Genomic DNA, 12,575 nt, shown 5'->3' on the forward strand with positions numbered 1-12,575 from the left:
TCGGGGGCCGGCCTCAGCTGAGGCTGTTGCCGGTGATGGCCGAGGTGAGGACGGTCGCGAGGCCGCCGCCGACCACCGCCGCGGCCAGGCCGACGCTGATCGCCTTCCACGAGTGGCTGATGAAGCGCAGGCCGACGGCCACGATGACGCTGAGCACCAGGGAGATGCCGAACTGCGGGGCGGCCTTGGAGAGCGTGTCCAGGGCGTGGGTCTGCGAGCCGGCGCCGAAGACGACCATGTAGACGACGAAGAGGACGACGGGTACGCCGTACCAGATGACGGTGTAGCCGACCGCGGCGAGAGGACCGCCGGATTCCTGTTCGTCCTCCTCGTCATCCGGGTCGAGCAGGTCGCGCTTGCGGATGGTCGGATAGCCGCCGGTGACGGGACGGCGCTCGTACGACCCGTATCCGGAACTCTCTCGCTGCTCCCGCGGCACCGGCGAGATCAGCGAGGTGGATGTCATGGATAAGTTCGATGTTCCCTCGACGGCGGCTGAGCCGCTCGACCGAAAGGGCACGTAATCCGAAGTGCCGTACCGCCGGGACTCCCCCTCGGCGAGATCACTCTGTCCGGCGAGGTCTCGCCGCCAGTCGGTACCGCCGCCCTCGCGGTAGGTCGCGCTTCCCCTGGCCCGCTCCTCGCGCTCGGCTTTGTGCCAAGCGCCGGGCTCGGGGCGCTGCCTGCTTTCGGTGACACCGCCGGGCGACCATGGCGGCGCGTCCCCCTGCCGAGGCATGGGGTCGGCGCGCCAGGTGTCGGGACTCGGCGGCTCCTGGGCGTACGCCGTGGAACTCTCACGGCGCTCTTGATCGTCGGCGCGCCGTCGGCCGGCGCTGTACTGCTCCAGGGCGCTCCCGGTGGCCGGGGCGGCGTCCTGATAGGGCGGCGGGGCGATCGCGGGGAGGCCGCTCGCCGGGGCGGAGGCCGAATAGCCGTATCGCTGGGTCTCGCCGCCCAGGTCGGACGGGTAGCGGTCCGAGTAGCGGGGGGCTCCGGGGTAGCGGGTGTCCGGGTCCGAGTAGCGGGTGTCCGGGTCCGGGTAGCGCTGAGATGCCGGAAGTCCGCTGGCCGGCGCTGAGGCCGAGTAGCGGGGGGTGCCGCCGGGCGGGGCCGAGCTTGGATAGGCGGGCAGGCCGCTGGCCGGGGCGGTGGCCGAGTAGCGGGGAGCACCGCCGGCCGCATCGGCGGTCGGGTAGCGCGGGGTGCCGCCGGCCGGGTCGGCGGTCGGGTAGCGCGGGGTGCCGCCGGCTGGGTCGGCGGTGGGGTTACGCGGCGTGCCGGTGGTGGGGTCGGCGCTCGGGTAGCGGGAGGTGCCGCCGGCTGGGTCGGCGGTCGGATAGCGCGGGGTGCCGCTCGACGGGTCCGGGTAGCCGGGTGGGCCGCTTGCTGGAGCGGCGGCCGAGTAGCGCTGGGTGCCGTCGGCCTGCTCCGCGGCCGGGTAGCGGGGAGTGCTGCCGGCTGGGGTGGAGCTCGGGTAGCTGGGCAGGCCACTGGCGGGAGCTGAGGCTGAGTAGCGCGGGCCGCCGCCGGCTGGGTCGGCGCTCGGGTAGCGGGGTGCGCCACCCGGGGGATCGGTGTTCGGGTAGCGCGGGGCGTCGTCTGCGGGGTAGCGGTCGGGAGCGCCCGGATAGCCGCCGGCGGGGGCGGCGCTGCCGTAATCGGGCGGGGTGCTGCTGCCGTAACCGGGCGGGGCGCTGCGGGAAGCGGCGCTGCCGTAGCTTGGCGGGGCGCTGCGAGGTGCGGCGCTGCCGTAGGGGGCGCCGATGCCGCTGCGGGGTGCGGGCGGCAGGTCGTCGTAGGAGCGGCGGCCGGTCGAGGGCTCGCTGCCGTAGGCGCCGTCGTCGGGATAGGCGCGGCGGCTCGGGCCGTCGGGCGTGGAGCCGTAACCGCCGTAAGGCGCGGCGCTGCGGGGAGCGGGCGCGGGCGGGAGGGCCGGTGGCGTGCGCCGGGCTTCGGGGGCGGGGGCGCGTCGTGGCTGCTCGGGCTCGGGTTCGGGGTCCGACGGCGCGGCGGGGAGGGCGCGGGGGCCCTCGCCCATGGCCTCGCGGCGGGCGGCCTCGCGGCGCCACGCCAGGATGCGCGGGTCGTCCTCGGAGCGGCTCCACTGGCCCGTGTCGGGGTCGCGGACCCAGCTGCTGGTGTCGGGCTCGGCCTCCCACGAGGCGGTCTGCTCGCGCCAGTCGCTGGAGCCGGGGTTGTATCGGGCACGGCCCTTGGAAGGGCCCTGCCGCTGCTCGGGACGGCGCGGGGCGGCGCGGCGCGGGGCGTCGGTCTCGTCGGGATAGGCGATGGGGGCCGCGCCGAACGTGGTGGTCTCGTCGCGGTCGACCGGCTTCGCGGCGCGGGCGCGGCGGGAGGACCGCGTCTCCTGTGGATAACCGGTGGTGCCGCCGGCGAGGCCGGAAGCGGGGGCCGCGGGGTAACCGGTGGTGCCGCCGGCGAGGCCGGAGGCAGGAGCGGCGGGGTAGTCGGTGGTGCCGCCGGCGAGGCCGGAAGCGGGGGCCGCGGGGTAACCGGTGGAGCCGCCCGAGAGGCCGGACGCCGAGTAACCGGAGGCGGGGGCCGCCGGATAGTCCGAGGCGGGGGCCGCCGGATAGCCCGAGGCCGGGGCGGACGGGTAGGCCGTGGTGCCGCCGGCCAGGCCCGATGTGGGACTGGAGGCGCGGCTGGGGGTGTCGTCGTCCGCGTACCGGGGGCCACGCTCGCGGCGGCTGCGCGGGGCGGGCGTCTCGTCGTATCGGCCGCTCAGTGGCGACGTGGCGGCGCCCGTGGTGTCGTCGTACCGGGACGGGCGTGTCGTCTCGTACGGGGTCGCGGGCGGGATGCGGTAACCGGGCTCGCTCTCGTACGGCGAAGAGGGCAGTGCTCGGCGCCCGGTCGGCTCGTCGCGCCTGTCCGAGCCGTAATCGCTGCTCCACGAGGATGTGGTCGAAGCGCCTGTGTCCCCGTACAGCTGGATGTTGCCTGTGTCGGTGTGACCGGCCCAGTTGTCGGAGTCCCAGCTGTCGCTCTCGGGTCGCGTGGTGGACCAGCCCGTGCCCCCGGAAGGTCCCGGCTCGGGCGCGCGGCGGCGGCCGATCGGGCCGGGAGTCTGCTGTGCGCCGCGTCGCCAGGCGGCACGGTCGTCCTCCCGCACGAGGTGACGGCCGTCGTCGCGCGGCTCCTCGCGCAACCAGGTCGTCTCGGTGCTCTTGGGGATGCTCGTGCCCGTGTCGGTCCAGGTGGCGGAGCCTTCGATCGCGTCGCGCTGCCACGACGGGCGCGACGGTTCGACCAGCTGCTGCCAGGTGGGTGAGCTTTCCGCGGGCGTACGAGGGGAGGGCTGTTGCCAGCTCGGCGTGTCCTGAGCTGTGCTCGCCTGCTCGGGCTCGGTGAACTGCTGCCACGCGGGGCGGGTGTCGGCGCGATCGTCCGACGTGGCCGACCACGCCGTGCTCGAGATGGCCGGCTGCGACATCGGCGTCTCGGCGGCGGGCGGATAGGCGCTCCGGCCGCCGGTCTGCCACGCCTCGGTGGTGGACCGCCAGCCGTGCGAGCCCGTGGTGGACCGCCACTCGGTGGTCTGCTTCCAGCGGGCGCCGGTCGCGCGCCACTCGGCGGTCTCGGTGCGCCAGCCGACGCCGTCGGCGGGGAACGCGGGCCGGCCCGTGGACGCCACGTCGGACCAGCGGCCGGCCGGCTCGACGGACTGGCTCTGGTCGGACTCGGCCTGCTGCGCCCACGCGTCGGCGCGGCGCTGCCAGTCGAGCGCCTCGGCGCTGGGCTGCATGCTGCCGGTGTCGGTGAGGGAGGACCATTTCTGCTCAGGTTCGGCAAAATCCGGAGAATCCGGACTTCGGGTGGTCCACGAATCCGCAGCGCGCCTTTCGCGCGACATGCGGGCTCCGTAGTCCCACTCCCGTTGGTCCACCCGAAAAGCGTGCCGTGCCAACGAGCGAACCGCAACGCCTCCGGGCGACGGCTTGCTCACGCGGGGCATCTTTTCGCAGCTGTGCAGGTGTTTTTCTGCTCTCCACAGTTGGGGACGGCGAAATCCCTGATGAAGAAGGCGCGTCGAGCTTCGTCCTCAGGAGTTGTGCACAGGTATCCACAGAGATATCCACAGGCTCGGCCGAGATGTCCACAGGTTGTCCCGAGACTCGTCCACCGGGGCAGTTGGGCAGGTGGCGGGCGGGTTCGTACAGTGGTCCAGCCGCTCGCGCGGGCTTGATCGGGATGTTGTTCCTGATCAAGGTGGGGAGTTCAGCCGAAAGTGTCATACCCCGGCTGTTTGATCAGGGTGTGTTCACGTACGGCCAGCGGAGGAGGTCCGGGTGTCGATCACCGACGACGCGCGGCCGGAGGCACGCCCTCCCGGTCAGCAGTCCGGATCGGGACCGTCCGGTCCCGGGGGGCCACCGAGCAACGGCCCGTCCGGCGGGCAGTTCGACAAGGCTCCGCCCCAGGATGTGGCCGCCGAGCAGGGCGTGCTGGGCGGCATGCTGCTCTCCAAGGACGCGATCGCCGACGTGGTCGAGATCCTCAAGACGCACGACTTCTACCGTCCGGTGCACAGCACGATCTTCGACGTCATCCTCGACCTGTACGGGCGTGGCGAGCCGGCCGACGCGCTGACCGTGGCCGCCGCGCTCGCCGACTCGGGCGACCTCCAGCGCATCGGCGGCGTGCCCTACCTGCACACGCTGATCGAGAGCGTGCCCACCGCGGCCAACGCGTCCTACTACGCGCGCATCGTGGGCGAGCGCGCCATCCTCCGCCGCCTCGTCAACGCCGGCACCAAGATCGTCCAGTTGGGGTACGGCGCGAACGGCAACGGCGGGCGCGACGTCGACGACATCGTCGACCTGGCCCAGCAGGCGATCTACGACGTCACCGAGAAGCGGGTGAGCGAAGACTTCGCGGCCCTCGGCGACATGCTCCAGCCCACGCTCGACGAGATCGAGGCGGTCGGCGCGGCCGGCGGCGTGATGACGGGCGTGCCCACCGGCTTCGGCGACCTCGACCGGCTGCTCAACGGCCTGCACCCGGGCCAGCTGATCATCGTGGCCGGCCGTCCCGGTCTGGGCAAGTCGACGGTCAGCATGGACTTCGCCCGTAACGCGGCCATCCGGAGCAACTGCGCGAGCGCCATCTTCTCGCTCGAAATGAGCAAGATCGAGATGGTCATGCGCCTGCTCTCCGCCGAGGCCCGCGTGCCGCTGCACGTGCTGCGCTCCGGCCAGCTCACCGACGACGACTGGAGCAAGCTGGCCCGCCGCATGGGCGAGATCAGCGAGGCCCCGATCTTCGTCGACGACACCCCCAACATGAACCTCATGGAGATCCGGGCCAAGGCGCGCCGCCTCAAGCAGCGACACAACCTCAAGCTCCTGGTGATCGACTATCTCCAGCTGATGTCCTCGCCCAAAAAGACCGAGAGCCGTCAGCAGGAGGTCTCCGAGCTCTCCCGTGGCCTCAAGCTGCTCGCCAAGGAGATCGAGTGCCCGGTGATCGCGGTGTCGCAGCTGAACCGTGGTCCCGAGCAGCGCACCGACAAGCGCCCGCAGCTGTCCGACCTGCGTGAGTCCGGCTCCATCGAGCAGGACGCCGACGTCGTGATCCTGCTCCACCGCGACGACTACTACGACAAGGAGTCACCGCGCGCGGGCGAGGCGGACTTCATCGTCGCCAAGCACCGAAACGGCCCGACCGACACGGTGACGGTGGCGGCTCAGCTGCACCTGTCCCGCTTCGTCGACATGGCAATCGTCTAGGAGGCCTACGAACGAGGCGGACCGTAGGGCCAGCCCATGCGCTCTCCCTCGTCGGCGATGGCGTTGAGCTGTCCTTCCGAGGGCAGGTCGACGTGCAGCGCCTCGCGCGAGATGCGTTCGGCCGTTGTCCGATCGATGTTGCGGAGCTGATCAAACTTCTGGTCGTCGTAGAGAAGAGCGGCGGCGGTGCCGGGCGCGGAGACCCACGCTTTGTGCAGCCAACTCCACAGAACCGCGCGGAGGGGTTGCCCTGGCAACGGCTGGTGCGCGATGACGCTCGTGGCCTCGCCCGACATGTCCGGCTTGAGAACCGCGGTGTAGTGGAACGGGGCATCCGTCATGGGTAATCCGTCCCTGCCTGCTCGGGTGGAATCATCACATCGCTGTACCGGAGATTGTGCCGAGCCAGAGCCCGATCGAGCGAGCCGCCGCCCGCGTCCAACGTCCTGAGGTAGTCGTGCCATATCCCCCGGTTGGCGCCTATCCAAGTGGCGAGGCCGGTGTCCTTCTGGGTGACCGGGAAGGCTTGGTCAAGGATGTCGAGGTCTGACGGCTGGTTGTCGGGGAGGCCTCGTTCGCGGTTGATGGAGAAGATCTGGAGGAGTGCCTCGACCCTCTCCTCAGGGGTGAACCGTTCGTTGCGCACCCGGGCATAGAGCCTGTGTGTGTCCTTCCCGACCGCTCGCGAAAGTGGAGTGGGGAACTGAAGCTCGAAGAGATGCCCCTGCGGATCGGCCAGAGAGACATTCAAACCGTTGTGTCTTCCTAGTCCGTCGCCCCAGAAGCTGAGGATCTTCGTGACCGAGTAACCGGAGGACTCCAGGGCTTCCAGGACCAGCGCAACGGAGCGCCCATAGCCGGCGAGTGGGACCTCGATCGAGAAGCGAACCAGGTCTTTCTGCGCGGCGATGAAGTCGTCCAAAGTGGTGTTGAAGACGGGCGCGTGCTGGAGGAAGGCTCGTGCGAGCGAGTTCACCGTCTTGGCCCGATGTTGCTCGTCAACCACGCGAAGACGCTCGGTCTCCGGGGCAGCAGGCAGAGAACTGATGACATCACGGATGTCACCGAGCACTCGATCAGCGATGGCGAGAGAGCGGACGTAGGAATCGTTCAACGTTCGCTGTTCGGAGGTCGGCAACGATTCGAACGCCAGACGCTCGGCGGCCGTTTCCGGGGACTCGTCGGCTCCGGTGGGTGGGGTGGTTGACCAGTGGCCCGGGCCGTGGTGTGGGAGGGGGGCCGGGGTGGCGTTGGCGGCCACCACCAGGGCGTCCATCGAGATGATGTTGGTGGGGGTGTGGACGCCCTGGTGGGTGTAGAGGGGGTGGGACTCGGTCAGCTTGCCTATCTGGGGGTCTACGAAGAGGACGGTTCCGTTCTGGTTCAGGGCGGCCCACGAGTGGCAACCGCCGGCCTCCAGGTCGGTGATGATGAAGGCGTAGGCGCCGTGGCCGGTGTTGAGCAGGTGGTTGGTCAAGTTGGTGATGGCGTGGTCCATGGCCTGTTTGGCCTCGGCGGGGTCGGCGCCGCCCAGGTAGGGGCAGAGGTTCTGGAAGTCGCTGCCGGTGGCCTGGCGGATGCGGTCGACGCCGGCCAGTTCGCCGCCCAGAGGGCGGGTGGGGTCGCCGTGGGCGTAGGTGTCGAAGGTTCGGGGGGCGGCGACACGGGGGCGGCCGTGGATGTAGGTGTCGAAAAGGGACAGCACGCCGTCCACGCAGTTCAGGCCCCTGGTGGGGTCGGCGGCGGGTCCGCCGTCGTTGGCCAGGCGGAACCAGCGGCCGGTGCGGGGGTCGGGCAGGCGGGTGGGGCGGCCGTCGGGGTCGCGGGGGACGGCGTTCTCCAGATCGACCTGGTGTACGGCGAGCGGCGGGCGCAGGCCGCCGACCGAGTTGTAGCGGCGGGTCGCGTCGATCGGTGGGCGGCCGCCGGTGCCGGTCAGGGCCGAGCGGCTGCCGGTCTTCACGCCGGCCGGGGCCAGGTCGCCCACGTCGTGGTTGATGCGGGCCCAGTGCGGCGGGTCGACCTCGACGGTCTCCGGGGCCAAGGCGCCGGAGCGGATCTGGTCGTTCTGGGTTTCGATCTCGGCGACGATCTCGCTCAGCTCGAAGGCCTGCTTGCGGTAGTCGCGGGCGCGCAGGGTCGAACCGGTGCGGAAGGCCTCGTCGGCGCGGCGGCCCAGGTCGAGGATCTTCGCGCGGTTGTCGTCGGCGATCGTGGTCAGGTAGGCGATGTACTCCTCGCGCCGGTTCTCCTCGTGGGTGCGGCGGGCGTGGTCGGCGTATCCGAAGTAGGCGGCCTCGGCGCGGGCCAGGTCCGGCTCCGGGAGCGGGCGGCGGGGAGCAGGGCCGAGGTCATGCGGTAGCGGCACGGCGACGACGGGGCCGGAACGGCGTGGATCGGGAACCCGGCTGATGTACGGGCGGCTCACCCGCGGCGCGTTGGGGTGCGGCTCGGTGCGGGGACGGTCGGACAAGGGTGTGGTGTCGGCCGGGCGCAGCGCCCGGTCAAGTGGTGAAGGGGTCCGGTCCAGCGGCAGGGGCGGGCGACTGCGCGAGACGTCCGGGCGGGGGCCGAGAGCGTCGGCGATGCGGTCCAGGTCGGACACGGTGGATCGCCACGTGGTGCCCGGGGGCAGCCGATCGGGGGTGCCGGTGGCGGACGTGCCGGCCCGGCGGGGCGAGCCGGGGATGACGCCCGCGGTGGGGGACGGCGCGAAGGGGACCACGCCCGCGCTGGGGGACGGCGCGGATGACGCGGGCGTGGTCGGCGGTGGCGGGGAGGCGGAAAGGACCGTCGCGTCGGTGGGCGGCAGCTGTACGGGAGAAGCGGGCGCCGGCTCGGAAGCCGCGAACGAAGGACCGCCGGCCGGCTCGAAGGCGGGCGAAGGAGACGAAGGGGAAACAGCGGCCGGCGATTCAACGTCGGCAGAAAACGCTGGGGAGACGGTCGCCGAAGGGACCGAGGAGGCGGCGGTGGCCGACGATGCCGCGTCGGCAGACGGCGAAAGGGCCGAACCGATGCCCGGCGACGCGGGGTCGGCGGAAGGGGAAGGGGCGGCGCCGGTGGCCGGTGACGCGGGGTCGGCAGAAGAGGAAAGGGCGGCACCGACGGCCGGCGACGCCGGGTCGGCAGAAGAGAGGGGGGTGGCCGGTGGCGCCGCGTCAGCACCCGGCGAAAAGGCCGGAGGCGCCGCGTCGGCACCCGGCGAAAAGGCCGGAGGCGGCGCGACCACGGCGGACTCGAACGACGATGTCCGGTCAGGCGACCCGGCGAGGAGGGCGGGCTCCGACGAGGCAACCCCCGGGAGCGGGGACGCGATCATGGGCGGCGCAGACGGCGAACCGGCGTCCGCTAGCAGCGGCGTAGCCGAGGACAGGTCCGAGCCGATAGTGAGGTTGGGGCCGCTGAAAGGCGTACCGACATGCAGGGCCGACCCGGCAGCGCCGGAAGTAGCGGATTTAGCGAGATCTGCACCATCGGGCAGCTCGCCGAAGGCGGCTGCGGCACCGAACTCGGCCAGGACCTCGCCGCCGGCGCCTCGGGCGACGCCGCCGTGGCCGTGTGAGCCGACGCCCGCGCCGCTCGACGCCGCTCCGCCGGCGAATCCGGCGACGGCGGAGGCGCGCAGGTCGTTCAGGTCGAAGCCGTCCGCGCGGCCGGTCGACTGCTGATACATCTGGATGCCGCCGTTGACCGCCACCTCCTCGCGGGCCTCGTCGAAGCCCTCGTCGAGCGCCTCACGCCCGAGTTTGCGGAGGCCCTCCTTGCCGGCCAGCTGCTTGATCGCGTGGGTGCCGGCCTGCCTGAGGGCCTTCACGCCGAGCTGCTCGACCAGCTTGCGGAAGATCTGCTGGATGGCCAGGCGGGTCGCCATGATCAGGCCGCCGGCGGCCGGCGAGGCGGCGCCCAGGGTGAGGACGACGGCGACGCCCATGCCGATGAGCTCGATGAGGAAGATGCCGATCTCGATCCAGGCCTCGAGCTTGGCGCCCTCGATGTCGCGGCCGGCGCCCTCGACGAGCGCGCCGAGCTGGTTCGACGCCTCGAGCAGGGCGTTCAGCGGCGCGCTCTCGTCGCCCGCGAGCCGGTGCCACGCCTCGCCGAAGCTGTCGGCGCCGGCGCCCTCGTAGCCGGCGAGGATCTGCGAGACTGCCCCGAAGGCCGCGTCGTTCGGCTCGATCAGGGCCGTGGCCAGGGCATACCAGCGGTCGGCGACGTCCCACGTGGCGACCTCGTTGCCGGCCGGCCAGTCGAAGCCGACCACCCACTCCAGCGCCTCGTACGCCCAGCCGGGCACATCGAAGGGGCTGTACTCGAGCGGATGCGGGACCGGGCTGGGTATCACGCTCATGATCGGCTCCGATGGACTCTCCCGGCCGCCGCGGCGTCGGCGGCCAGGTTGTCGCGGACGGATATCGCGACCGCCTCGCCGAGGCCGGCCACGTGGGCGGCGATCTGCCGCCAGGCGTCGAGGACCTGTTGCTCGACGGGGTGGTACTGGCGCTCGAACGACTGGCCGTACTCGTCCCGGCCCCAGGGTGAGGCGGCGGTGGCGGCGGCGATCTCGGCGCCCGCGCTGTCGCGGCGCGCGGCGAGGTCCTCGCCGGCCGCCGTGAGGGAGCGCGAGCCGTCGAGGGCGTCGACCGGATCGAGCCGGAGCCCCGGGTCAGGCATGGCGACCGGCCACGTCCTGGACGATCTCGTCGGAACGGCCGAGCAGCGCGCCCAGGTCGTCGTCGCGCAGATATCGCAGGGTGCCGGAATCGGCCGGCAGGTAGTCGGCCATCAGACTCTGCACCTGCCGCCGGGCCTTCGCGGCGGCACTGTGGACGGTGGTGACGATCGTGCGGGAGACGTACTCGTTGTCCATGTGGTGCGTCGCCCGCCGGGTCAGGCGGAGATCGATCAGCTCGCCGCGGGGACCGACCGTCGCCCGGACGAGGCCGTCGGGTGAGGCGACCGTGATCCGCAGGGAGGTGAGGCGGCGTTGGAGAGCGTCCAGATCGGAGCGGAGGCGCGCGTACCGGCTGTGGATCTCCTCAAGCCGGTTGCGCAGGTCACGGTTGGCGTCTCGGTTCGCGGTCGCCGTCATCGCCGCCACCCTTCGATACTTTGCGTGGTCGGTTAGCTTCAATGCGTGAACGTCGTCTCGAGCCGGCAGGTTCAGACGTGACGCGAAGGAGAGGTCGAATGGCGATCACACGAGCAGAGGCCGAGGAGATCGCCGCCCGCTGGGCACGCAGCGAGGAGGGCGAGCCGATGGTCGCGGAGTTCGACCTCGGATACGTGATCTGGACGAGGCAGCAGCCCGCCACGCTGCCGGTGCCGGGCGACGGTGCGCGCACGGTGATCGACCGCGAGACCGGGGTGCTGTCGACCTGGCCGAGCGTGCCGACCGAGGAGATCGCGGCGGTCTACCGCGAGCGCCGGCCGATGCCGCCGGGCACGGTCGACCCGGCAGTGGCGCTGCTGCGCCTGACCCGGCGTTCGCCGGCGCCTGCCACGGTCGCCCATCTGACCGCTGGCGATCGGCTCTTCCGGGCGCAGGGCGCCAAGGGCGACCAGGAGATCAACCACCACCCGCTGGTGCGAGCGTGGCTCGGCGAGGCGGAGCCGGTGGGCCTGGTGCGCGGCGCGGAGCGGCACGCGGAGCTGATCGCCCTGTCCGACGCGCTGCACTCGCGCGGTCCCGAGATCACCCGCGACGAGGCTCGGGCCTGGCTGCTTCACTCACGCTTCGAGGCTTTTCTGGTACGCGACCACGGCGACCCTGTCGGCGGCGCGCCGATCCGGCCGTGCGAGACGTGCATCGCGGTGCTCGTCGACTTCGCGGTGCTGCCCTGGCCGGACCTGGCGTTCACGACGCAATGGCGGCACGGGTCGGACCGGGTCCCGGAGCCGGGGCGGTTCCCGCACGACGTGGCACGGACGCTCGCGGGCGGCGGATGGGTCGGCCCGATCGACCAGTCGGCGCTGGTGGCGAGGGTCGTGGAGATCAGCGGTGGGCGGTTGCGTCCGTTCCCGGCGGCGGAGCGCGCGATCGGGGACTTCGCCGGGGTGCGCTGCGGGCGCCGCGGACCGGGGGCGCGGCGCGCGGTCAGGCTGCTGCACCTCGACCCGGTGCCGGGCGCATACGCGGCGGGGGCGCTGGCCGAGCTCGGCGCGCTGATCAGGGCGGAGCTCTTCCCGATCGGGGTGGAGGGCGAGGACGCGGTGGTCGCGATCGACTCGCGCGGGCGCGTCTTCGTGCTCGATCAGGGCGGCGAGTGGCTGGTGGGCGGCTCGCTCGATGAGGCGCTGGTCGCGCTGCTCACCGGCGACGGCCCGGTACGCCGACTCTTCGACGACGGCACGTGGTGAGCTGCGAAAAGCACAAAGCGGCCCGCCGCCGGGCTGGAGAGCCCGGCGGAAGGGCCGCGCGACTGTCAGCGGGAGCTGTCAGTCGAAAAGGCCGTGCAGGAAGCCTTTGCGGCGACGGTAGTGGCCGTGGTGCCCCCCGCCGCGGTAGTGGCCGTGGTAGCCGTAACCCGGGGCGGGAGCGTGGCCCGGCACCGGAGCGGGGTAGCCGGCCGGCTGCCCGTAAGCCGGGGGCGGGGGCGGCGGCGCGTACCCGCCCGGCTGGGGGGCGTGCGGCGGCGGAGCGGCCGCGGGACGGGGCTGGGCCTGGCGAGTGTTCCAGGACGACTCGGCTTCGAAGAGCTTCTCGAGCTCACCGCGGTCGAGGAAGACCCCCCGGCACTCGGTGCACTGGTCGATCGTGACGCCGCTGCGTTCGTAGACTCGCATCTCGCCGTGACACTTCGGACAGGTCATCTGCAT

8 protein-coding genes are annotated in these 12,575 nt (G+C 72.2%); 2 read left to right on the plus strand and 6 right to left on the minus strand.

What is annotated here, in order from left to right:
• Window positions 1-13: 13 nt before the first annotated feature.
• Window positions 14-3,772: a hypothetical protein gene (locus tag Ade02nite_RS38145; protein WP_203774529.1), complete on the minus strand. Its 3,759-nt coding sequence runs from the start codon at window positions 3,770-3,772 to the stop codon at window positions 14-16.
• 544 nt (window positions 3,773-4,316) lie between these two features.
• Here Ade02nite_RS38145 and dnaB point away from each other — a divergent pair.
• Complete coding sequence (dnaB, locus tag Ade02nite_RS38150; RefSeq protein ID WP_203774532.1) at window positions 4,317-5,756, plus strand: replicative DNA helicase; 1,440 nt, start codon at window positions 4,317-4,319, stop codon at window positions 5,754-5,756.
• 5 nt (window positions 5,757-5,761) lie between these two features.
• On the opposite strand, the gene Ade02nite_RS38155 is transcribed toward dnaB, so the two are convergent.
• The 4 genes from Ade02nite_RS38155 to Ade02nite_RS38170 are packed head-to-tail and all read right to left on the minus strand — an operon-like array spanning window position 5,762 to window position 10,848.
• Window positions 5,762-6,097, minus strand: coding sequence for a hypothetical protein (locus Ade02nite_RS38155; protein WP_203774534.1), 336 nt, complete (start codon window positions 6,095-6,097; stop codon window positions 5,762-5,764).
• On the minus strand, window positions 6,094-10,107 hold the full coding sequence (locus Ade02nite_RS38160) for a toxin glutamine deamidase domain-containing protein (protein WP_203774536.1): 4,014 nt from the start codon (window positions 10,105-10,107) through the stop codon (window positions 6,094-6,096). The genes Ade02nite_RS38155 and Ade02nite_RS38160 overlap by 4 nt, the downstream gene beginning before the upstream one ends.
• Window positions 10,104-10,430: a hypothetical protein gene (locus Ade02nite_RS38165; RefSeq protein ID WP_203774538.1), complete on the minus strand. Its 327-nt coding sequence runs from the start codon at window positions 10,428-10,430 to the stop codon at window positions 10,104-10,106. Before Ade02nite_RS38165 ends, Ade02nite_RS38160 begins: the two co-directional genes overlap by 4 nt.
• Window positions 10,423-10,848: a YbaB/EbfC family nucleoid-associated protein gene (locus Ade02nite_RS38170; RefSeq protein WP_239169347.1), complete on the minus strand. Its 426-nt coding sequence runs from the start codon at window positions 10,846-10,848 to the stop codon at window positions 10,423-10,425. The genes Ade02nite_RS38165 and Ade02nite_RS38170 overlap by 8 nt, the downstream gene beginning before the upstream one ends.
• Window positions 10,849-10,946: 98 nt before the next feature.
• On the opposite strand from Ade02nite_RS38170, the gene Ade02nite_RS38175 reads away from it, so the two are divergent.
• Window positions 10,947-12,116, plus strand: coding sequence for an SUKH-3 domain-containing protein (locus Ade02nite_RS38175; RefSeq protein WP_203774542.1), 1,170 nt, complete (start codon window positions 10,947-10,949; stop codon window positions 12,114-12,116).
• Between the two features lie 78 nt (window positions 12,117-12,194).
• Here the strand turns inward: Ade02nite_RS38175 and Ade02nite_RS38180 are convergent, their stop codons facing one another.
• Window positions 12,195-12,575: a TFIIB-type zinc ribbon-containing protein gene (locus Ade02nite_RS38180; protein WP_379036884.1), complete on the minus strand. Its 381-nt coding sequence runs from the start codon at window positions 12,573-12,575 to the stop codon at window positions 12,195-12,197.

Source organism: Paractinoplanes deccanensis, from assembly GCF_016862115.1.
GTDB lineage: Bacteria > Actinomycetota > Actinomycetes > Mycobacteriales > Micromonosporaceae > Actinoplanes > Actinoplanes deccanensis.